Origin of the sequence: Caballeronia telluris (assembly GCF_001544495.1) — a bacterium.
GTDB lineage: Bacteria > Pseudomonadota > Gammaproteobacteria > Burkholderiales > Burkholderiaceae > Caballeronia > Caballeronia telluris.
In genome coordinates, this window is record NZ_FCNZ02000029.1 from 1 (window position 1) to 21,352 (window position 21,352).

General features: G+C 63.9%; 17 protein-coding genes. 7 read left to right on the forward strand and 10 right to left on the reverse strand.

Annotated features, from left to right (window positions below):
- Positions 1-360 precede the first annotated feature (360 nt).
- Complete coding sequence (locus AWB66_RS26920) at positions 361-1,986, forward strand: NAD(P)/FAD-dependent oxidoreductase (RefSeq protein WP_087633132.1); 1,626 nt, start codon at positions 361-363, stop codon at positions 1,984-1,986.
- 97 nt (positions 1,987-2,083) lie between these two features.
- On the opposite strand, the gene AWB66_RS26925 is transcribed toward AWB66_RS26920, so the two are convergent.
- From AWB66_RS26925 to AWB66_RS26935, 3 genes are all read right to left on the reverse strand, one after another.
- Positions 2,084-3,625, reverse strand: a complete 1,542-nt coding sequence (locus AWB66_RS26925; protein WP_087633133.1) for a UxaA family hydrolase — start codon at positions 3,623-3,625, stop codon at positions 2,084-2,086.
- Between the two features lie 5 nt (positions 3,626-3,630).
- On the reverse strand, positions 3,631-4,920 hold the full coding sequence (locus AWB66_RS26930) for an MFS transporter (protein ID WP_087633134.1): 1,290 nt from the start codon (positions 4,918-4,920) through the stop codon (positions 3,631-3,633).
- 120 nt (positions 4,921-5,040) lie between these two features.
- Complete coding sequence (locus AWB66_RS26935; RefSeq protein WP_087633135.1) at positions 5,041-6,159, reverse strand: mannitol dehydrogenase family protein; 1,119 nt, start codon at positions 6,157-6,159, stop codon at positions 5,041-5,043.
- Between the two features lie 199 nt (positions 6,160-6,358).
- On the opposite strand from AWB66_RS26935, the gene AWB66_RS26940 reads away from it, so the two are divergent.
- Entirely contained in the window at positions 6,359-7,060 is a 702-nt protein-coding gene (locus tag AWB66_RS26940) for a FadR/GntR family transcriptional regulator (RefSeq protein WP_087633136.1), read from the forward strand.
- Positions 7,061-7,118: 58 nt separating this feature from the next.
- On the opposite strand, the gene AWB66_RS26945 is transcribed toward AWB66_RS26940, so the two are convergent.
- Positions 7,119-7,439 (reverse strand): hypothetical protein, encoded by a 321-nt coding sequence (locus AWB66_RS26945; protein ID WP_062639146.1) that lies wholly within the window; start codon positions 7,437-7,439, stop codon positions 7,119-7,121.
- Between the two features lie 446 nt (positions 7,440-7,885).
- Here AWB66_RS26945 and AWB66_RS26950 point away from each other — a divergent pair, with 446 nt between their 5' ends.
- Positions 7,886-8,755, forward strand: a complete 870-nt coding sequence (locus AWB66_RS26950) for a class I SAM-dependent methyltransferase (RefSeq protein WP_087633137.1) — start codon at positions 7,886-7,888, stop codon at positions 8,753-8,755.
- 5 nt (positions 8,756-8,760) lie between these two features.
- Here the strand turns inward: AWB66_RS26950 and AWB66_RS26955 are convergent, their stop codons facing one another.
- Both AWB66_RS26955 and AWB66_RS26960 read right to left on the reverse strand, forming a co-directional pair.
- Entirely contained in the window at positions 8,761-9,318 is a 558-nt protein-coding gene (locus AWB66_RS26955) for a DUF1415 domain-containing protein (protein ID WP_087633138.1), read from the reverse strand.
- Positions 9,315-9,965, reverse strand: coding sequence for a TetR/AcrR family transcriptional regulator (locus AWB66_RS26960; protein WP_087633176.1), 651 nt, complete (start codon positions 9,963-9,965; stop codon positions 9,315-9,317). The genes AWB66_RS26955 and AWB66_RS26960 overlap by 4 nt, the downstream gene beginning before the upstream one ends.
- A gap of 127 nt (positions 9,966-10,092) precedes the next feature.
- On the opposite strand from AWB66_RS26960, the gene AWB66_RS26965 reads away from it, so the two are divergent.
- Together AWB66_RS26965 and AWB66_RS26970 are read left to right on the forward strand one after the other, a co-directional pair.
- Complete coding sequence (locus AWB66_RS26965) at positions 10,093-11,376, forward strand: MFS transporter (RefSeq protein WP_087633139.1); 1,284 nt, start codon at positions 10,093-10,095, stop codon at positions 11,374-11,376.
- A 92-nt stretch (positions 11,377-11,468) separates the two neighbouring features.
- Entirely contained in the window at positions 11,469-12,065 is a 597-nt protein-coding gene (locus AWB66_RS26970; protein ID WP_087633140.1) for a nitroreductase family protein, read from the forward strand.
- Positions 12,066-12,120: 55 nt separating this feature from the next.
- Here AWB66_RS26970 and AWB66_RS26975 read toward each other — a convergent pair whose 3' ends face one another.
- From AWB66_RS26975 to AWB66_RS26990, 3 genes are all read right to left on the reverse strand, one after another.
- Positions 12,121-12,885 carry an enoyl-CoA hydratase-related protein gene (locus tag AWB66_RS26975; protein ID WP_087633141.1) on the reverse strand — a complete coding sequence of 255 codons (765 nt, stop codon included), beginning with the start codon at positions 12,883-12,885 and terminating at the stop codon, positions 12,121-12,123.
- A gap of 38 nt (positions 12,886-12,923) precedes the next feature.
- A complete protein-coding gene (locus AWB66_RS34095; protein WP_200819073.1) occupies positions 12,924-15,914 on the reverse strand; it encodes an amino acid adenylation domain-containing protein in 2,991 nt (996 codons plus the stop codon).
- A 137-nt stretch (positions 15,915-16,051) separates the two neighbouring features.
- Positions 16,052-17,545, reverse strand: coding sequence for an MFS transporter (locus tag AWB66_RS26990; protein WP_087633142.1), 1,494 nt, complete (start codon positions 17,543-17,545; stop codon positions 16,052-16,054).
- A gap of 203 nt (positions 17,546-17,748) precedes the next feature.
- Here AWB66_RS26990 and AWB66_RS26995 point away from each other — a divergent pair, with 203 nt between their 5' ends.
- A complete protein-coding gene (locus AWB66_RS26995) occupies positions 17,749-18,999 on the forward strand; it encodes an Hsp70 family protein (RefSeq protein ID WP_087633143.1) in 1,251 nt (416 codons plus the stop codon).
- Positions 19,000-19,102: 103 nt separating this feature from the next.
- Here AWB66_RS26995 and AWB66_RS27000 read toward each other — a convergent pair whose 3' ends face one another.
- Positions 19,103-19,306 (reverse strand): cold-shock protein, encoded by a 204-nt coding sequence (locus tag AWB66_RS27000; protein ID WP_035936159.1) that lies wholly within the window; start codon positions 19,304-19,306, stop codon positions 19,103-19,105.
- A gap of 441 nt (positions 19,307-19,747) precedes the next feature.
- Here AWB66_RS27000 and AWB66_RS27005 point away from each other — a divergent pair, with 441 nt between their 5' ends.
- Positions 19,748-21,340 (forward strand): APC family permease, encoded by a 1,593-nt coding sequence (locus tag AWB66_RS27005; RefSeq protein WP_087633144.1) that lies wholly within the window; start codon positions 19,748-19,750, stop codon positions 21,338-21,340.
- Positions 21,341-21,352 lie beyond the last annotated feature (12 nt).

Sequence of the window (21,352 nt, forward strand, 5' to 3'; positions counted from 1 at the left end):
GAACAGGACCGTGAAACGACTCCACGCCGATGATAGTGCGGATCTCCCGTGTGAAAGTAGGTAATCGTCAGGCTCCTCATGCGACAAGCAAATACCCCACCCCGCAAAGGTGGGGTTTTTTGCTTTGTGGATCGGTATTTCGGCGCACATACCGATCTGCCTTGGGCTAACGTGCTCGCCGAACGTGACCATGCTCGGGTCGTGCCTAAGGGCTCTCACCGAGATAACGTCCGGCCGAGACCTCGATGCCGAACGAATCCACAATCGAGCGCTCTCCCGCCTGCCTTCCGCTGCTCAAACGCCAAACGCATTAAAATCGGGCGCAGGTCGATTCTCCGCAGCCGCCGAATACAGGTTCTCATGCTACGTTTAAGCGAAGTCAAACTCCCGCTCGATCACGCCGAAGCTGATCTTGAAGCCGCGATTCGCTCGCGCCTGCAAGCGATCGGTGTTTCGGCCGGCGATCTCGTCCGCTACACCGTGTTTCGCCGCGCGCATGACGCGCGCAAGCGCTCGGACATCAAGCTCACCTATATCGTCGACGTCGAAGTGAAGGACGAAGCGGCCGCGATAAGACGGCTCGACGCGCATCCGCATTGCAGCGTGACGCCCGACATGGCGTACCACTTCGTCGCGAAGGCGCCGGAGAAGTCGGATTTGCCGCGGCCTGTCGTGATCGGCATGGGGCCGTGCGGGCTGTTCGCCGGCCTGATTCTCGCTCAGATGGGCTTTCGGCCGATCATCCTCGAGCGCGGAAAAGCCGTGCGCGAACGCACCAAGGACACTTGGGGCCTCTGGCGCAAGAACGTGCTGAATCCGGAATCGAATGTGCAGTTCGGCGAAGGCGGCGCCGGCACCTTCTCCGACGGCAAGCTCTACAGCCAGATCAAGGATCCGAAGCACTACGGCCGCAAGGTACTCGACGAATTCGTCAAGGCCGGCGCGCCCGAGGACATCCTGTATCTCAGCCGTCCGCACATTGGCACTTTCAGGCTCGTGAGCATGGTCGAGAAGATGCGCGCGACCATCCATCAACTCGGCGGCGAAGTGCGCTTCGAAAGTCGTGTCGAGGATATCGAGATCGGGCAGGGCAAAGTGCGCGGGCTCCGCCTTGCAAACGGCGAAACGCTGCGCTGCGACCATGTGGTGCTCGCGGTCGGCCATAGCGCGCGCGATACGTTTCAGATGCTGCACGATCGCGGCGTCTATATGGAAGCCAAGCCGTTTTCGCTCGGGTTTCGGATCGAGCACCCGCAGGGCATCATTGATCGCGCCCGTTTCGGCAAGTTCGCCGGACACGAACTGCTAGGCGCCGCCGACTACAAGGTCGTGCATCACTGCAGCAACGGCCGCGCGGTCTACAGCTTCTGCATGTGCCCCGGCGGCACCGTCGTCGCGGCGACCTCGGAGCCGGGCCGCGTCGTGACCAATGGTATGAGCCAATACTCGCGTAACGAACGCAATGCGAACGCGGGCATCGTCGTCGGCATCACGCCGGACGATTTTCCCGGCGGCCCGTTGGCGGGCATCGCGTTTCAGCGCAAGTGGGAAGAGCGCGCGTTCGAACTGGGCGGCGGCGATTACTGCGCGCCCGGGCAACTGGTCGGTGACTTTATCGCGGGAAGGCCGTCGACGTCGCTCGGTTCGGTCGAGCCATCCTATAAGCCCGGCGTGCGTCCGACCGATCTAAGCACCGCGCTGCCGGACTACGTGATCGAAGCGATTCGCGAAGCGCTGCCGCAGCTCGACCGCAAAATTCCGGGTTTCGCGATGCACGACGCGGTGCTCACGGGCGTCGAAACGCGCACGTCGTCGCCGATCCGGGTGCGTCGCAAGGACGATTATCAGAGCGTCAACGTGGATGGGCTGTATCCGGCGGGCGAGGGCGCGGGCTATGCCGGCGGGATCTACTCGGCGGCGATCGATGGCATCGAGGTGGCCGAAGCGCTCGCGCTGAACATGGTCGCGCAGCAGACGGCCGTTTGAAAAGCCCACGAGAAGCGCAGCCCCGGCCTCATTCAACAATAAAAAAACGCGCGGACCCAAACCTGTCCGCGCGTTCTCACGATCGACATCACGTCGATCAGGTCACCACGCCCACCTGCCAGGGCACGAACTCGTTCTGTCCATATCCATGCACCTCGCTCTTGGAAGGCACGCCTGAAGCGCAATCCAGGATCATCCGGAAAATCGCTTCGCCGAGTTCATCGATGGAAGCCGTCCCGTCGATCACGCCGCCGCAGTTGATGTCGATGTCGTCTTCCTGACGATCCCAGAGCGCCGTGTTTGTCGCGAGTTTCAACGACGGCGACGGCGCGCAGCCGTAAGCCGATCCGCGCCCCGTCGTGAAGCAGATCACATTCGCACCGGACGCCACCTGCCCGGTCGCGGACATCGGATCGTAGCCGGGCGAATCCATGAAGACGAAGCCCTTCGCGTCAATGCGCTGCGCGTACTCGTACACCTCGACGAGATTCGTCGTGCCGCCTTTCGCCACCGCGCCGAGCGATTTTTCGAGGATCGTCGTGAGCCCGCCGACCTTGTTCCCTGCCGACGGATTGTTGTCCATCGCCGCGCCGTTGCGCGCGCAATAGTCTTCCCACCACGCGATGCGCGCGAGCAGTTTCTCGCCGACTTCGCGGCTCACCGCGCGACGCGTCAGCAGATGCTCGGCGCCGTAGACTTCCGGCGTCTCGGAGAGAATCGCCGTGCCGCCATGCCGCACGAGCCGGTCGACCGCCGCGCCCAGCGCCGGATTCGCCGAAATGCCGGAATACCCATCGGACCCGCCGCACTGCAACCCGACGACGATATGCGACGCCGGCAACGGCTCACGCGCGACGCGATTCGCATCGGCGAGCATCTCCTTGACCATCGCGATGCCGCGCTCGACCGTCTTCTTCGACCCGCCGCTGTCCTGGATCGTGAAGCTCTTCAGGCGCTCGCCCTCCTTGAGCCCGCTCGATTCGAGCACGCCGGCAATCTGGTTCGTCTCGCAGCCGAGCCCGACGAACAGCACCGAATGGAAGTTCGGATGCACTGCGTAGCCGGCGAGCGTGCGCCGCAGGATCGCGAGGCCTTCGCCCAGCGTGTCGATGCCGCAGCCGAGTCCGTGCGTCAGCGCGATCACGCCGTCGACGTTCGGATAATCGGCGAGCACTTCCGGGTGCACGTCGCGCCGGAAATGATCGGCGATGGCACGTGCGACGGTCGCCGAGCAATTCACGCTCGTCAGCACGCCGATGAAGTTGCGCGTCGCGACGCGCCCATCGTCGCGCCGGATGCCCATGAACGTCGCGGGCGTTTCGACGAAGTCCGTCGGATGACGGTCCACGCCGAACTCGTGCTCGCGCGCAAAGTCGGCCATGCCGAGGTTCTGCACGTGCACATGCTGGCCGCGCGCAATCGCCTCGCGCGCCACGCCGATGATCTGGTTGTAGCGCTTGACCGGCTCGCCCTTCGCGATGTCGCGCGTCGCGATCTTGTGGCCCGGCGGAATCAGCCCGGTCACGACGAGGTCTTCGGACGCAATGCGCGCGCCGGATATCAACTGGCGCGTCGCGATCACGACGTCGTCGTTGGGATGAAGCCGAATGACGGCATGATCGGTGGCAGTGGTGGACATGGTGTTTAGACGGTGGAGGGCGTGCGGCGCCCGGTGACGGACGTCGAATCGTCGTCGTCCTTGATGAGCGGTTCGATCTTGCCGACGATCACGAGGTAGCTGAACGCGCCGAGGAAGCAGAAGCCGCCCGCGACACACAGCGGAATCGTGAACGAGCCTTTCGTCATCTCGACCATGAAGCCGGTGAACGTCGTGATGACGATGCCCGCGAGGTTCGACGCGAAGTTCTGGATGCCGCCGATCGATGCGACGTGATCGGGCGTCGGCGCGACGTCGCCGGGCAGCGACCAGATGCTGGCGGCCGCGAATGCGAGGCTGCCGTACGCGATGCCGAAGAACGCGAGCATCAGATAGATGTTGGTCGTGAACGCGGAGAGCGTGATGATCGACGAAAGCAGCATGCCGCCGACCATGCAGGTCTTGCGCGCAGCGGTGAGGCTCCAGCCGCGGCGATACAGCGAGTCGGACACTAAGCCGCCGAGCCAGCCGCCGGGAATCGAGATGAGCGCCGGAATCATGCCGAGCGTGCCGAGCGATTTCAGCGAGAAACCGTGCGTCTGCACGAGATAGCTCGGGAACCAGGTGATGAAGAAGTAGATCACGAAGTTCAGGCAGAAGAAGCCGAGCATCATGCCCCACAGCGTGCGGTACTTGAAGAGCGAGCCCCACGTGACCTTGGTCTTCGGCGCGGCCTTGACTTGCGGCACGGCGTCGGCGTCGCCTGTGAGGTCGCCGCGCGACGGATTCCGGTAGATCAGGAACCAGCCGAGAATCCACACGGCGCCGAGGGCGCCCGTGATGATGAACGACGCTTCCCAGCCGAACGAGCTGATGATGAGCGCGACGACCGGAATCGAGAGCGCCGAGCCGACGCGCGAGCCGCTATCGAAGATGCTGGTCGCGAGCGCGCGCTGCTGCGGCTTGAACCATTGGGAGACGAGCTTCGCGCACGACGGATACGCGCCCGCTTCGCCGACGCCGAGCATCAGCCGGCAGCCGAACATGCCGGCGACGCTCGTCGCGGAGGCGGTGAGCGCGGTGAAGAGCGACCACCAGCCGACCGCGAGCGGCAGCGCGATACGCGCGCCGACGCGATCCACGAACCAGCCGAAGGGCATTTGCATGAGCGCATAGGTCCAGAAGAAACCGCTCATCACGAGGCCCATTTCAGCCGGGCCGATGCCGAGCGCCTTTTCGATCTGCGGCGCCGCGACCGCGAGATTCGCGCGGTCGATGTAATTCACGGCAATCGCCAGAAAACATAGAAATATCACTACCCAACGCATCTTGCGCATCGTCAGTCTCCTCCAAGGGGCTCAATGCCATGTAGTCGGACCTGCACCGCGATGACGATGTCGCGGGCCGGATCGTTTGCAGCGTGCGCGGCCCGCTTCTCGCGGCGAGCCTTCGCACTGTCACGCGAGCGCTGCTCGCAGCCTCGGCTGCTCGAGCGCCAGGTTTAGTTCACGCGCGAGTTCGATGACCGGACGCAGGCGCCGTTCCTTCTTCTCGTCGTGATTGCGGGCGATGTCCGCGAGACGGTGCACGAGGAACGGATTCTCGAAGCGGTCGCGCACATCGGCGAGATAGGCGCGCGCGGTATCGTGCTGACCGAGCGCGTCGAAGACGGGCAGCACCTCGTGCTCCCACACGGTTTCGAGCGCGTCGCGATACGCCGCGTCGCGCATGGCGTCGAGCACGATCATGTCGGGCGCGCCGCCTTGTTTCTTCCACATCTCGACGAGCATCGTGTGGCCGAGGTTCAGCAGCAGCAGCTTGAGGCGCTCGAAATGCGCGAGATCGTCGGTGACGACGATGTCGTCGTGCTCGCACGGCAGCGTCATGCCCGGCTTGCGCTCGATGGCCCAAAGCGCATACGGCTCCGCGATTGCGCCAACGGGATGGATCGCCTCCGACACGATGCGGTCCACCAGCGAATTCACCCAGACACAGCGCTCAGTGAGGTAATCGATGAACGCGTCGTCGGCGTGCCAGCCGCGCGCGACGCCCGCGACCAGGTCGCGCAAGGTGTCGCCGTTATGCGAAATCAGTTCGCACGGCAGCAGCGTGATCGGCTCGCCGCCCGCGCGATAGCGCTCGTGCAGCAGCACCGCGAGCTTCGCCGCGAAGCCGCGCGGCGTGCGCTGACCGTCGAGCAGGTCGGCGGTGTCGTCGTCGAAAAGGGCGTAGCCGGTGTCGGCGGTATTGGAGACGATCGTCTGCACGTCGCGCGCGACGCGCTCGCGCAGGATCTGCCAGTCGTCGTTTGCGTGCAGCGCCTCGCTGATCGCGTCGCACTGGACCGTCATGTCGACCGTTTCGCCGCGACGCCGGCCGCGAATGCGCACTGGATAGCGACCGTTGGCGCGCAACGCGTCGATGCGTGCGCGGCTTTCGGCGCTCGCCGTCGTCTGCACGACGGTGATCTTGCCGAGCGCGCGTGACGGCTCGCGCCGCGCGGCCTGCGCGACGAAGAAATCGACGTGTGCCTGCAGAAACCGGCTCGTGCCGAATTGGAGAATGGGATTGCTCATCGCTGATCCGATGGTTCGTATCGTGGGGCTAGAATGAAGCTGTGTTTTGGCCTTACCGGAACGCATGTTAGTGTCTGCAAAACGAACTGGTCAAGCCACTTGTAAGCGGTCAGCGAGGGCCGATTGCGGCCCGTACCGCCCGTCAACGCTTCCGCTGATTACAATCCACGTTTTCCCGAGCCTTCCGAGGAGCCGCCACGTGAGCGTGAAACCCGTCGAGACGCGCCGTCTCTATCTGCAGATCGCGGACAAGTTGCGCGACCTGATCGAGCAGCAGGGATTTGCGCCGAACGGCCGGCTGCCGTCCGAGCGCGAGCTTGCGCAGACGCTCGGCGTGTCGCGGCCGTCGGTGCGGGAAGCGCTGGTTGCGCTGGAACTGGAAGGGCGCGTCGAGATCCGCATGGGATCGGGCGTGTACATTTGCGCGACGCCGGGCGCGGCCGCCGCGCCGAAGGCCGACGCCGAACTCGGGGAAAGTCCGCAGGAGATCATGACGGCGCGCCTCGTCATCGAGGGTGCGATTGCCGCGAGCGTGGCGCCGTTCGCGAAGCCCAAGGCGCTCAAGATGCTGCGAGCGCTTTACGAAACCATGGCGCGGGAAGTGGCGAACGGCCAGGTGCCGATGACCGCCGACCGCGCGTTTCATCTGGCGATCGCGCACCTTTCCGGCAACGACGTGCTGGTGAGAACGGTCGCGAGTCTGTTCGACGAGCGGCACAGTCCGCTGTCATCGAAGCTAAGAGGGCATTTCGAGGGAGAAGATACGTGGGCCGCGGCACTCGCGGAGCATCGGGAGATTCTGGAAGCGCTGGAAGAACATGACGCCGTTCAGGCCCAGGCGGCAATGCAACGGCATATGAAAGCCTCGTGCGCGCGCTTGATGACGCGCCGCAAGGGGTAAGCGGCCCGCTCGGAAACGGGCCGCCAGATCGAGCCGGTTCGGTTCGATTTTGTCTTGGTCAGCCGGGATAGGCTTCGTCGACCTTCAGGCCCGCGAGCTTGAAGATCACGCGCAGGGTCTGCGGCGCAATCTCGCGCCGCGAGGCAAGCGTGGTCAAAACAAAGTCCATCACCTTGGCGTACTTGAGCATCGTGAGGCACGATTCGATGTCGGTGCTGCCGTCGCGCATCGATTCCGCGAGACGCAACATCTCCACCGATATCTCTCGGGCCATCTCGAGTTCTAGTTGCTGCTTTTCTGTCCAAGCAGGCATCGCGGTCAGTGCCGCGAGCATTTCCTGAAACTGCTTTTCGGCTTTCTTGTCCGGGATCGCGTCCATCGCCGTCCTCTCATGTTCATGGCGCCGCACGAGTCGCATCGTCGCGCTATGCGTTAGGTATTACGTAACAAACCTCCCGCGGATGACGACGTCGATATCGTCGAGCAGCGCGGTTTGCCACCAGCTTGTGGGTCTTTCATACTCAGGGCGCCTTGCCGCACGCCACGCCCCTTATCGTCGTTCCAACTGGCCTCAATTGTCCGACGATGCACAAAGTGTTCCATCCCACAGTCCGGATCGGCACCGGCGGACGAAACAAGAGCGTCTGCGCGCTTTTAGGTAAACTTCCTCTTTTGCAGCCACCGAACGAGCGGTTAGCGCACATAGCCGCCAACTTGTTCCGCTTTATCCAGCGTTGCGTGCTGCACATTGCGGCTCGCTGCGGGTTATCCCGCCCACTCACCTTCCGAGTTCACATCGGCGTTCATACGTAAGGCAACATCACGATGGTCAAGAAGTCCTCCGCGTCCGCAACCGGTTCAGCCGACGCATCCACCAAACACGACATCCGTCCCGGCCAGTCGATCGAACTGCTGAAGGAACTGCACATCCTCACGCGCGACGGCAAGATGAATCAGGACAGCCGACGCAAACTGAAGCAGGTCTACCACCTGTTCCAGTTCATCGAACCGCTGCTCGCCGATGTGCACGCCCGCGAGGGCGCGGTCACTCTTGCCGACCACGGCGCCGGCAAGTCTTATCTGGGCTTCATTCTCTACGATCTGTTCTTCAAGACTCTGCGGGATCGGTCACATATCTACGGCATTGAGACGCGTGAAGATCTTGTGACAAAATCGCAGGAATTGGCTAAAACACTGGCTTTTGAGGGAATGTCTTTCCTGAATCTGTCGGTGGCCGAATCGATTACGTCTGACCAGTTGCCTGAATCGATCGATATCGTCACGGCGCTCCACGCCTGCAACACGGCCACCGACGACGCAATCCATTTCGCGCTACAGAAGAAAGCGAAGTACATCGTGGTCGTGCCGTGCTGCCAGGCGGAGGTGGCGACGGTGCTTCGCAAGCACAAGGGACACGCGTTGTCGAAAAATGTGCTCACCGAAATGTGGCGTCATCCGCTGCACACGCGCGAGTTCGGCAGCCAGATCACGAACGTGCTGCGCTGCCTGCAACTCGAATCGCATGGCTATCAGGTGAGCGTGACGGAGCTCGTCGGCTGGGAGCATTCGATGAAGAACGAGTTGATCATCGCCCAGTTCAAGGACCTGCCGCGCGGCAGGCCCGCGGAGCGGCTGTCGGATGTGCTCGAAATGCTCGGTCTCGAAGAATTGCGCGAGCGTTTCTTCACGCACTGAAGTCCTCAGGACTGCTGGTTCATCCAGTTTTTCCAGCCTTCGTGGCCGAGCCGGCGGAGGGTTTCCATGTTGCGTTCGTAGATGTCCGCGGCGTCGGGGAAGGCGTCGGCGGCGCGCTCGATGCTCGCTTCGCGCAGTAAATGGAAGATCGGATAGGGTGCGCGGTTTGTATAGTTTTCAATGTCGTCGGCACTGCTACCTTCGAACCGATAATCCGGATGAAAGCTTGCGATCTGCAGGACGCCTGCCAATCCCATTTGCTTCAGCAAGCGGTCGGCGAAGAAAAGTGCATCGTTGTACTCGATGAAATCGGCCAGCGCGTGGGGCACGATCAGGAGCGTCGTGTCGATGCGTTGCGGGTCGCTTTCTTCGAGCATGCGCAGTTCGTTCGACACGTCGACGATCGCGTCCTCCAGCGTGCGCGCTTCGCTCACGACATAGCGGATCTGGTCCTTCACATGCACGCTCTTTGCGAACGGACAGAGGTTCAGGCCGATCACGGCGCGTGTCAGCCAGTGCTGCGTGGCCGCGACGACGTCGTCGCGGGTACTGCGTTCAATCATGGCGATTCCTTGCGATAGGTCGGGCATGCGGCCTCGACGATAAGGGCCGCAACACGCGGCGCCGCGAGCATCGGCCCGCTGCCGGGGCCATAAGTCTGGCTCGTCGCGTAGACGCCGTCCACTACGAGCGCGAGCGAATCGGCGAGTTCGACGGCATTCGACGCCCCCGCGGCCGTCGCGATTTCGACGAGGCGCTGCATCAGATACTGCTTGTTGCGCGTGACGGCCTGTCGCGCCGGATGCGCCGGATCGGAAAATTCGCACGCCACGTTCACGAACGGACAGCCGCGATAAGCCGGCGCCGAGGCGCGTCTGACGAGATCTTCGACCGCCTGCACGAGTTGCTTCGCCGGTTCGTCCGGATGTTCCGCGAAGCTCGCCTCGATGCGCCGCCGGAATCCCTCGTCCATCCGGTTCAGATACGCGACGACCAGTTCTTCTTTCGACGAGAATTGCCGGTACAGGCTCATCTTGTTGACGCCCGCGCGCTCGACCACCGCGTCCACGCCGATTGCGCGGACGCCCTCGCGGTAGAAAAGGTCCTGCGCGGCGTCGAGCAATTGTTCCTGCGCGGTCGCGCCGTCCGTGCGGGCGGTCTTTCCGGCGGCCCGCTTGCCCGCTTCAACCGATGCGCGTGTCAAAGTCATCTCCTCGAATGGCAACAGCGTGCTTGACATGTTACCGATCGGTAACTAAGCTCGCAACACTATTGTGACCGGTTGGTAACGACAAATTGCCGCACGGTACGATATCGATCAGAAAACGGGAGCAGCGATGAATTGGGTAGCGAGACGGTTCGAGGGCCGGATGCATTACGGCTGGGTGGTGGTCGGCGTGGTGTTTTTCGTGCTGCTCGCCGCGGCGGGCACGCGCGCGACGCCGAGTGTGATGATGCTGCCGCTCGAACACCAGTTCGGCTGGAGCCGGGGCACGATCTCGCTCGCCATCTCGATCAATCTCGCGCTGTACGGCCTGGCCGGGCCGTTCGCGGCGGCAGCCATGCAGCGCTTCGGCGTGCGTCCGACGCTGCTCGCCGCGCTCGCCACGCTGGCGGCGGGCGTCGGATTGTCGTCGATGATGACGTCGCCCTGGCAGATGGTCGCGATCTGGGGCGTGCTAGTCGGCGGGGCGACAGGCGTCGCGGCGCTGACGCTCTCGGCGACCGTGGTCAACCGCTGGTTCACGACGCATCGCGGCCTCGCGATGGGCATTCTCACCGCGAGTTCGGCCACCGGCCAGCTTGTATTCCTGCCGGTGCTGGCCGCGATTTCCGAGCGCTTCGGCTGGCAGCCGGTCGTGCTGATCGTGGCCGGCGCGGCGGTGCTCGTCATTCCGCTCGTGGCGTGGTTGCTGCCCGAACGGCCCGCGAGTCTCGCGCTGCGTCCGATCGGCGAAACGGCGGAGCAGCCGCCGGCCTCGACCACGCCGCCTAAAAATCCGATCAAGGTCGCGTTCAGCACGCTCGGCTCGGCCAGCAAGACGCGGGATTTCTGGCTGCTGTTCTTCAGCTTCTTCATCTGCGGCGCGAGCACCAACGGTTATGTCGGCACGCACCTGATCGCGATGTGCGCCGACTACGGCATGACGCAGGTGCAGGGCGCGTCGCTGCTCGCGGCGATGGGCATCTTCGACCTGTTCGGCACGACGCTCTCCGGCTGGCTTTCCGACCGCTTCAACGCGCGCTATCTGCTCTTCTGGTACTACGGCCTGCGCGGACTGTCGCTGATTTACCTGCCGTATGCGTTCGGGATCGACTTCTTCGGCCTGCCGATCTTTGCGGTGTTCTACGGACTCGACTGGATCGCGACCGTGCCGCCGACCGTGCGTCTCGCCACGGACGTGTACGGCAAGGAATCGGCGCCGATCGTGTTCGGCTGGGTCGTCGCGGGCCATCAGCTGGGCGCGGCATTCGCGGCGCTCGGCGGCGGCATGCTGCGTTCGAGCCTCGGCACCTACACCGTCGCGACGATGATCTCCGGCGGACTCTGCCTGATCGCGTCGATTCTCGTGCTGCGCATCAACCGGCCGGCGCAGCGCGTGGGCGTCGCGGCGACCTGAACGCCGTTGCCACGCCGCCGCGCGGGAGCGTCCGGCGCGCGGCGCGATCCTTGGTTATCCTTGGTCTTCGTCAAACGAACAGGGATTCATCCATGACCGCAAAGAAAGCTCCGACCGAAGTCGACATCCACGAATTGATCGCCGGCCGCTGGAGCCCACGCGCGTACTCGGACCAGCCGGTGACGCGCGAACAGTTGCATCAGGTGCTGGAGGCCGCGCGGTGGGCGCCGTCGTCGAGCAATCTGCAGCCGTGGCGCTTCGTCACGTTCGACCGCAACCGCGACGAAGCCGCGTTCAAGCAGGCATTCGACACCCTCGTGCCGTTCAACCAGGGCTGGAACGCGAACGTGCCGGTGCTGATCTGCGTCGCGGCGCAGACGGTCACGGCGAAGGGCGACGTGAACCGCAGTGCGCTCTACGACGCGGGCGCGGCCGCGATGGCGCTCGTCCTGCAGGCGCACGCGCTCGGGCTCGCGGCGCACCAGATGGGCGGCTTCGACGGCGCCGCGTTTCGCGAGAAGTTCGCGGTTCCGGAGGACGTTCAGGTGATCGCGATGATTTCGATCGGCCACTATGGCGATGCCAGCACGCTCGACGACAAGCTGCGCGAACGCGAAGCGGCCCCGCGCTCGCGCGTGCCGCTTGGCGAGATCGCGTTCGACGGCGCGTGGGGCCGAGCGTTCTCTTGATATGGCGCCGGGCGGACGCAGCGCCGGGGTGTCGGCGTTGCGTCCGCCCGCGCGCTCAGTCCTCGTTGAATACGGCGGGCCGCTTGTCGAGAAACGCCTGCATGCCCCGTTTCTGGTCGGCGGTCCCGAAGAGCGCCTGAAACGCGCGTCGTTCGAACAGGATGCCTTCGCGCAGCCCGAGTTCCAGCGAGCGATCGACGGCTTCGCGCGCAGCCAACGCCGCAGTCTTGCCGAACGACGCCACGCGATGCGCGGCGTCCAGCGTCTCGCGCATCAGCCGGTCGTCGGCAATGACGCGCGCGACGAGCCCCGCGTGAAGCGCCTCCGTGGCATCGATCGCGCGTCCGGTCAGGATCATGTCCATCGCGAGGCTCTTGCCGACAAGCTTCGTCAGCCGCTGTGTCCCGCCCATGCCAGGCATCACACCGAGCTCGATCTCCGGCTGGCCGAACCGGGCGCTCTGCGCGCAATAGACGATATCGCACATCATCGCCAGTTCGCAGCCGCCGCCGTATGCGTAGCCTGACACAGCCGCGATTTTCGGCGTGCGCAGCGCCGCGAACTCGTCCCAGCCGGCGAAAAAATCGTCGTGGTACATCTGCAAAGCAGTCTTCGCGTGCATCTCCGCGATGTCGGCGCCCGCCGAGAAATAACGCTCTGCGCCGGCAATCACGAAACATCCGATGGCGGGATCGCAGTCGAGCGGCCGCATTGCGGCCAGCATCTCCTGCCTCAGTTTCGAACTGAGCGCGTTGCGTGCCTTCGGGCGATTGAGGCGCACGACGGCCACGCGCCCGTGCCGTTCCAGATCAATATACATGTGAGTTTTCCTTGACAAGAAATTGGGCCGGTTGGGTTTCAGGAATCCCAGATCGCGCCGTAAGCCGCAAATCCCCGGCTTTCCATGCCCGTGACGACCCGTTGGGTGAGCTTGCGGTTCGCGATGCAGATCACGGCCTCGGCATCGAACGACTCGCGCATCGCGTAGGCGAGCTGCAGCAGATCGGGTTTGCCGTGTGCGTCGGTGTCCCAGATCAGCGCGTCCGGCTGCGTCGCGAGAATCTCGTCGACGAGGGCGTCGCCGTAGGTCCCACGCGGATTCTTCGTCGCCCAGATAAGTCGGATCGGCACTTTCTTCGCAAGCAGATGCGGCAGCACCGGGCCAATGCCGCTGCCCGTCGCGACATACACCACGCGCCTGAAAAGCGTCTCGATATTGGCGACGCCGGCCGTCGTGATTCCCTTGACCCAGACGTGTTCGGGCATGTCGTCGATGAAGCGACCGGTCCAGTCGCCGGCGCGCGAGATAATCAGCCGGAAGCCGGGCTCGCCGGGCGCCGGGATGTTCGCGAACGCATGCCATTCGGTCAGCGGACTGCGGCTGATGCTCGTCGACGATCCGGCAAAGGGGCGCGGGCCGTGATCGAAACGTGCGATCGCCGCGTGTTGCGATGGTCGTTCGATCCGGATCCGCACCCTGCGCAGGCGCAGCCACGGCAGCATGACGCTCGCGGTGACGGCGGCGAGGCAACAATATGGCGCGGCGAAAAGAAGATAGTCGGAGAGCGTCTGCGCGACTTTTTCATCGTCGAGAAACATGAGCGACTGCACCCAGAACAGGAGGAGCGCCGCCCAGCCGCCGAAGCGGTGCGTGCGTTCGAACGCGTCGTGATAGCGCGAGCGGATGGCGGGCAGCGCCATGACAACGAGCAACGCGAGCAGCAGCAGGATCGCACCGTTCACGGCGAGATGCGCGGGCGACGGACCAGACACGCCACGGACCGCCAGATGGACCGCCGATGCAAACAAAATCAGGTACCAGAACGTTGCCGCGACCGCGCAGCCGCTGTGCAACCCGCCGAAGTGATAGACCTTGCCGAGCATGCGGCGCACCGGCAGCGGCCAGCTCACCGGCGCGCGCGTCGCGATCCAGAAGAGCAGGTTGATCACGTACTGCTGTCGAATCAGGATCGCCACGGTGAGATTGGCGATGACCGCGTTCTGCAATGGGCCGAGCGCGGCGCCGTGCTCGCGCCACCATTCGCCGGTGGTCGCCGCGTGGGCGAACAGCAGCAGATTGAGCACGACGACGAGCGCGAAAAGCCGGTGGTAATGCGAAAGCGCAGGTGACGCGAAGAGGCGCCGCCACCAGCCATGCGGGGGCGGCAACTCGCGTCGCGAGAGCGCGAGTATGTCCGGACAGAGGGGCGTTTCGCGGGCGGGAGGAGTCGGCGCGACGTCGGCAGCGAGGAGCGCGCGCTTGTCGATTTTTCCGCGCGTCGTCAGCGGAAAAGCGTCCATCGCCACGATGCGCGCCGGCACGCAGTAGTACGGCAGACTTTCGCGCACATGTTGCAGCGCCTGGTCGGTGTCGACGCCGCCCGGTGTCACGAACGCAATCAGATCACGCGTATTCAGCGGCAGCGTGGCTGCACGAGTCACACCCGGTGCGGCCTCGAGCACCGTCGAAATCGCGTCGAGCTCCACGCGAAAGCCGCGGACCTTCACCTGATCGTCGGTGCGCCCGAGGTGTTCCAGTTCGCCGTCCGTCGTCCATCGTCCGAGGTCGCGCGTGCGGAACATCAGACGGCCGCCGCCGAGAAAGGGGTCCGGCACGTAGCGCTCGCGGTTGAGTGCATCGTTGCCGACATAGCCGGCCGTCACACAGTCACCGCCCGCCCACATTTCTCCCGTCTCGCCGATCGCACACGGCGCAAGCGCGGCGTCGAGCACGTAGACGGTGTTGTTCGGCGTCGGCTTGCCGATGGTGAGGCACGCCGCTCGTCCGCCTTCGTAATGCTGCATCGTGTTGACGATGGTCGTTTCCGTCGGGCCGCAGGCATTGTAGAAGGTGCGGCCGGCCGCCCAGCGTTGCGCGAGCGACGTTGGACACGGCTCGCCCGCCACCGCGACGACGGCGGTTCGACAGGCGCGCTGCGGATCGAGCGTCGCGAGGATCGACGGAGTGGCGATCAGCACGTCCGCCTGTTCCGCGGTCTCACTGATGTTCTTGCCGCGGATCAGCAGCGTTGCGCCATTTGCAAGACAGCCGAGTATCTCCCACGCGGCCATGTCGAATGCGATGCTCAGGATTTGCGCGACCGTCACGCCAGGCCGCATGCCGAGTCGCCCGGGGTCCGTCAGCAGGATGTTGCACAGGTTCCGATGCGTGACCCTCACGCCATTCGGCTTGCCCGTGGTGCCCGAGGTGAAGAGCACGAAACAGACGGTGTCCGGTCCGATAGCGACGGCGTCCGGGCCGACCAGACGCAACCGGCCAACGGGCTCGTGTTGGGGCGCATCGCGAAGAAATTCGTCAATGGCGATGGAGGTGTGTCCCGCCGGCACCGGCACCACGTCGCGCAGTGTCGAGAGCGTCAGAATGACCCGCGTCCGGGCCGTTTCCACGATGTGCAGAAGTTGTGATTCCGGCGCCGCGTCTGCGTGCTGCGGCACGTAGGCCGCACCGAGTTTCAGCGCGGCGAGCATTCCGACGAGCATCGGTATCGACCGGTGGACGAAGAGGGCGACGCAATCTCCCGCGACGACACCCTCCGACGCGAGCCGCGCGGCAAGCCGACGCGCGGCGCGATCGAGTTCGCCGTAGGTGATCGACTCGCCGGCGCATCGGACGGCGATCGCGTCGGGCCGGGCGGCTGCATGTGCTTCGAATGCGAGATGGATGAGGGCAAAGTCCGGCGTCGCAGACGGGCCTCGGCCGAATCGTTCGAACAGTTGCCGGTCCACGCGGGAAAGCCGGGCAAGCGCGTCTTGCGAGAAGCGCTGGGGCGTGGGCCGGGGCTCCGGATTAGCCGATGCGGCGGTGTACTGGTAGGAAGTAAGTGTCATTAGGCCTCGCTGCCGAAACTGTCGGTTGACCGCCATGCGGCAGTGCCGCGACGCAAGCGATTCTTCCGATTAGTCAGAGCGAAGCCGTCTCGTTTACCTTCACATATCTAGATGTTGCAATTTTTAACTGATTTTCATCAGGCTTCTTGATCCTCGGCCACGGACGAAAGCGGCCGCGCCACGTCCTCCAGCGATTTGCGCTCGGCCGCGACACCCCAGATTCCCGCCACGACCGCGGCCAGGATCATCAGCGCCGAGCCGATCAGGTAGCCGATGAAAACCGCGCTGCGCTCGTGCGTGTCGATGAGATGCCCGAACAGCGTCGGTCCGATGATGCCACCGAGCGCCGTGCCGAACGCATAGAACACGGCGATCGCGAGGGCGCGAATTTCGAGCGGAAAAGTCTCGCTGACGGTGAGATACGCCGAACTCGCCGCCGACGACGCGAAGAAAAAGATCACCATCCACGAGGCGGTTTGCGTCGTGACCGTCAGCATGCCGTGCGCGAACAGATAGCCGGAGATCGTCAGCAGCACGCCCGACATTGCGTAGGTGAAGGCGATCATGCGACGCCGGCCGAGCACGTCGAATAGTTTGCCGAGCACGATCGGCCCGAGAAAATTGCCCGCCGCGAACGGCAGCACGTACCAGCCGATATGATCGCCGGGCACGCCGTAGAAGTCGGTCAAGACGAGCGCGTAGGTGAAGAAGATCGCGTTGTAGAAGAACGCCTGCGCCGTCATCAGCGTCAGGCCGACGAGCGAACGCTGCCGGTGCGCGCGAAACAGCGTATCGACGACTTCGCTGATCTTCGTGTGGTCGCGCGCGTGCAGTCGCAGCGGTTTGACCGGCGTATCCGGCAAGCTCACGCCGTGTTCGCGAAAGCGCGCCTCGATCCCTTCGACGATTTCCTTCGCCTCGTCCGCCCGATTGTGCGTGATCAGCCAGCGCGGACTTTCGGGCACCCACATGCGCATCAGCAGAATGCCGAGCCCCAGCACCGCGCCGATCAGAAAGCACGCGCGCCAACCCCAGTCGGGCGGCAGGAGGGCGGGATCGAGCAGCACGAGCGATCCGGCCGCACCGATACCCGCGCCGATCCAGAACGTGCCGTTGATCGCGAGATCGGTCCAGCCGCGCACGCGCGCGGGCGTGAATTCCTGGATCGTCGAATTGATCGCCGTGTATTCGCCGCCGATGCCCGCGCCCGTCAGGAAGCGAAACAGCACGAACGAGGCGAGATTCCAAGACAACGCGGTCGCCGCCGTCGCCGCGACGTACAGAAAGAGCGTGATGAAGAAGAGCTTGCGCCGCCCGAGGCGGTCGGTCAGCCAGCCGAAGCCGAGCGCGCCCAGCACCGCGCCCGCGATATACGCGCTGCCCGCAATGCCGACGTCGGCGTTCGAGAACCGCAGCACGTGGCTCGTCTTCAGCGCGCTCGCGACCGCGCCCGCGAGCGTCACTTCGAGCCCGTCGAGCAGCCACGTGATGCCGAGCGCGAGTACGATCAGCGTGTGGAAGCGGCCCCACGGCAGCCGGTCGAGCCGCCCGGGCAAGTCGGTTTCGATGATCCGGGACGGTTCGGCTTTTTCCCGCTGGATCGAATCATGCTCCGTTGGAATCTGCTTCATTGCGTGGAGGCCGCCGTCTCGATGTCGTAGGAAGAAAGTCGCCGGCATGCACGACCGCGCGAGCACAAATTACCGGCCCTTCGAGCAAGTTCTGTTCCGCCGGCGTGGATTTATGCGCATCGGTTGATGGCTTCGCCGGATCGTGATAAAAACGCGCTCCACTTTTTGTTTGCGACGACGGCTTTTGCCGCGCCGCTACGTCCATGACCTATTGCGCGATCGATTTCGGCACGTCGAACTCCGCCGTCGCACTGCCCGCTGGCGAATCGATCCGGCTGGCGCCGGTCGAAGGCGAGGCGCTGACGCTGCCCACCGCCGTCTTCTTCAACACCGACGAGGATAACCAGTCCTACGGGCGCGCGGCGCTCGAAGCGTACATCGACGGGTTCGACGGCCGCCTGATGCGCTCGATGAAGAGCATTCTCGGTTCGCCGCTCGCCGACCAGAGCACGGATCTCGGCGACGGTTCGGCGATCAAGTACACCGACGTCATCACGCTCTTCCTCCAGCATCTGAAGCAGAAGGCGCAGGTGCTCGCCGCCGAGCCGCTTTCGCGCGCGGTGCTGGGCCGCCCGGTCTTCTTCGTCGACGACGACCCGCGCGCCGACCATCTCGCGCAAAAGCAGCTCGAAGCGTGCGCGCACGCGGTCGGCCTGCGCGAAATCCACTTCCAGTACGAGCCGATCGCGGCCGCCTTCGACTACGAGGCGCGGCTCGCGCGCGAGGAACTCGTGCTGGTGGCGGACATCGGCGGCGGTACGTCGGACTTCTCGCTCGTGCGCGTCGGGCCCGAGCGCGCGAAGCGCCTGGATCGCAAGAGCGACGTGCTCGCGCATCACGGCGTGCACGTCGCGGGCACGGACTTCGACCGGCGCGTCGAACTCTCGACGATCCTGCGCGAACTCGGCTACCAGTCGCTCGATCCGGAAGGGCGCGAAGTGCCGAACCGCGTCTACTTCGACCTCGCGACGTGGCATCTGATCAACACCGTGTACGCGCCGAAACGCGTCGGCGAGATGCAGCTGATGCGGCATCTATACACGGAGCCGCGTCACCATCAGCGGCTGATGCGCGTCGTGGACCGACGGCTCGGCCACGCGCTGACCGCGCATGCGGAAGAAGCGAAGATCGACGTCGCGGCGGGCGGCGTGACCGAAATCGACATGGAAGAGGTGGAAGAAGCGCTGCGCATCGCCTTCGACGAACCGCAACTGATCGAAGCGGGACGCGACGAGATGCGTCGTATCGTCGAGGCGGCCGAGGAGACCGTGCGCCGCGCAGGCGTCGATGCGAGCGGCGTCGGCGCTGTCTATTTCACGGGCGGCTCGACGGGGCTCAAGTTTCTGTCGGATTCGCTGGCGGCGGCGTTCCCGGACGCACAGCCGGTTTTCGGCGACCGGCTTGCAAGCGTGGCGACGGGACTCGGCATTTATGCGCAACGCGTTTTTGCCTGACGATTCACTTCGCGACTTCGCGCCCGCGAGTTAATCCGTGGGCCAACAAAAAACCCCGCCGAGGCGGGGTTTTTCTTCTGCAATTTGGGCGAATCCAGCAGGCTTAAGCCGGCTTGATGTTCGCAGCTTGCTTGCCCTTCGGGCCGGTCTTCACTTCGAAGGTAACCTTTTGGTTTTCCTGAAGCGTCTTGAAGCCTTCGACGCGGATTTCCGAGAAGTGCGCGAACAGATCTTCGCCGCCGCCGTCCGGCGTGATGAAGCCAAAGCCCTTTGCGTCATTGAACCACTTGACGGTACCGGTTTCCATGTTACTTGTTCCTGAAGAAGTTGAATAAGGCCGAAGCCCGGGTGTGCATGAAAATCAAGGAAGGGGCAATGGGACCAACCGGAGTACCGTGATGGCGAACTACGAAAGACCAATTCACTCGCCACTTGAAATCCTGCAAGAAGCTTTATACGGCGAAACAATCGGAAGGTCAATAAATCCGACAACGCCGAAGGGGCTTTTTTGAGATTTGTGAGGAGTAGGCTTACGAATCTTGCATTTTCGGTCAACTTTGAATCCGCTTGCGCATTTTTTTGCGAATTCATCAAGTTCCTCCTCTGCATTGTGCGGGTGCAACCGTTAAACTACGCGACTTTCGACGGGTTGCACCAGTCGCCGAATGGCTTGCCGGACGCCCGGCTGGTGAGGCTTTCAGCCGGATAACACATTCCGGCGAAAGCTTTACGAGATGAGGAGGAGTAAGTGACGAGTTCTATTCAACGGAACATTGGCCCGGTCGCGCTGCTGCTGACGGGGCTCGGTTCCATCATCGGCTCGGGCTGGCTTTTTGGCGCCTGGCGCGCTGCCGGCATCGCCGGTCCTGCCGCGATCGCCGCGTGGGTGATCGGCGCCGTCGTCATTCTGGCGATTGCGCTGACCTACGCCGAACTGGGCGCGATGTTTCCCGAATCCGGCGGCATGGTGCGCTATGCGCGCTATTCACACGGCGCACTAGTCGGTTTCGTCAGCGCGTGGGCGAACTGGATCGCGATCGTCTCGGTGATTCCGATCGAAGCCGAAGCGTCCATTCAATATATGAGCACGTGGCCTTATGAATGGGCGCATTCGCTCTTCGTGAACGGATCGCTGACGACGCTTGGCCTGATTCTGTCGGCGCTTCTGGTCATCGTGTATTTCATGCTGAACTACTGGGGCGTCAAGGTCTTCGCGCGCGCCAATTCCGCGATTACCGTCTTCAAGTTCCTTATTCCCGGCGCGACGATCGCCGGCCTGATGTTCGCCGGCTTCCATTCGGAGAATTTCGGCACGGCGTCGACGTTCGCGCCCTTCGGCTGGTCGTCGGTGCTGACGGCGGTCGCGACGAGCGGCATCGTGTTCAGCTTCAACGGCTTTCAAAGCCCCGTGAACCTGGCGGGCGAAGCGCGCAATCCGACGAAGAGCGTGCCGTTCGCGGTCATCGGCTCGATCCTGCTCGCGCTCGTGATCTATGTGCTGCTGCAGGTGGCGTATATCGGCGCGGTTTCCCCGGCCGACGTGGCGAAGGGCTGGCACCATTTCAATTTCGCGTCGCCGTTCGCCGAATTGGCGCTCGCGCTGAACCTCAACTGGCTCGCAATCCTGCTCTACATCGACGCGTTCGTCAGCCCGAGCGGCACCGGCACGACCTACATGGCGACCACTACGCGCATGATCTACGCGATGGAGCGCAACAACACGATGCCGAAGGTTTTCGGCATCGTGCATCCGTTCTACGGCGTGCCGCGTCCGGCGATGTGGTTCAACCTGGGCGTCGCGTTCGTCTTCCTGTTCTTTTTCCGCGGCTGGAGTTCGCTCGCCGCCGTGATTTCGGTGGCGACGGTGATTTCCTACCTGACGGGGCCGGTGAGCCTGATGGCGCTGCGCCGTTCCGCGACCGACCTCGACCGGCCGCTGAAGATTCCCGGCATGCGCGTGATCGCGCCGTTCGCGTTCGTGTGCGCGTCGCTCGTGCTGTACTGGGCGAAGTGGCCGCTGACGGGCGAAATCATCCTGTTGATGGTCGTCGCGTTGCCGATGTATTTCTACTTTCAGCGCAAGACCGGTTTCGACGGCTGGGGGCGCGACCTGAAGGCAGCGTGGTGGCTGATCGCGTACCTGCCGGCGATGGCGGTGATGTCGCTGATCGGCAGCAAGGAATTCGGCGGACGCGGCCTGTTGCCGTACGGCTGGGACATGGCGGCGGTCGCGCTGCTCGCGCTGGTTTTCTACTACTGGGGCGTGCACACCGGCTATCGCAGCGACTATCTCGACGAACGCGAAAGCCGCGACGACATTCTTCACGAAGTCGGCGCCTGAAGTATCAAGCGC

Excerpts from the sequence above, each read along its gene's own strand:
- AWB66_RS26920 (WP_087633132.1), top strand. The coding sequence starts at position 361 with ATGCTACGTTTAAGCGAAGTCAAACTCCCGCTCGATCACGCCGAAGCT.
- AWB66_RS26925 (WP_087633133.1), bottom strand. The coding sequence starts at position 3,625 with ATGTCCACCACTGCCACCGATCATGCCGTCATTCGGCTTCATCCCAAC.
- AWB66_RS26930 (WP_087633134.1), bottom strand. The coding sequence starts at position 4,920 with ATGCGCAAGATGCGTTGGGTAGTGATATTTCTATGTTTTCTGGCGATT.
- AWB66_RS26935 (WP_087633135.1), bottom strand. The coding sequence starts at position 6,159 with ATGAGCAATCCCATTCTCCAATTCGGCACGAGCCGGTTTCTGCAGGCA.
- AWB66_RS26945 (WP_062639146.1), bottom strand. The coding sequence starts at position 7,439 with ATGGACGCGATCCCGGACAAGAAAGCCGAAAAGCAGTTTCAGGAAATG.
- AWB66_RS26950 (WP_087633137.1), top strand. The coding sequence starts at position 7,886 with ATGGTCAAGAAGTCCTCCGCGTCCGCAACCGGTTCAGCCGACGCATCC.
- AWB66_RS26955 (WP_087633138.1), bottom strand. The coding sequence starts at position 9,318 with ATGATTGAACGCAGTACCCGCGACGACGTCGTCGCGGCCACGCAGCAC.
- AWB66_RS26960 (WP_087633176.1), bottom strand. The coding sequence starts at position 9,965 with ATGACTTTGACACGCGCATCGGTTGAAGCGGGCAAGCGGGCCGCCGGA.
- AWB66_RS26965 (WP_087633139.1), top strand. The coding sequence starts at position 10,093 with ATGAATTGGGTAGCGAGACGGTTCGAGGGCCGGATGCATTACGGCTGG.
- AWB66_RS26970 (WP_087633140.1), top strand. The coding sequence starts at position 11,469 with ATGACCGCAAAGAAAGCTCCGACCGAAGTCGACATCCACGAATTGATC.
- AWB66_RS26975 (WP_087633141.1), bottom strand. The coding sequence starts at position 12,885 with ATGTATATTGATCTGGAACGGCACGGGCGCGTGGCCGTCGTGCGCCTC.
- AWB66_RS34095 (WP_200819073.1), bottom strand. The coding sequence starts at position 15,914 with ATGACACTTACTTCCTACCAGTACACCGCCGCATCGGCTAATCCGGAG.
- AWB66_RS26990 (WP_087633142.1), bottom strand. The coding sequence starts at position 17,545 with ATGAAGCAGATTCCAACGGAGCATGATTCGATCCAGCGGGAAAAAGCC.
- AWB66_RS26995 (WP_087633143.1), top strand. The coding sequence starts at position 17,749 with ATGACCTATTGCGCGATCGATTTCGGCACGTCGAACTCCGCCGTCGCA.
- AWB66_RS27000 (WP_035936159.1), bottom strand. The coding sequence starts at position 19,306 with ATGGAAACCGGTACCGTCAAGTGGTTCAATGACGCAAAGGGCTTTGGC.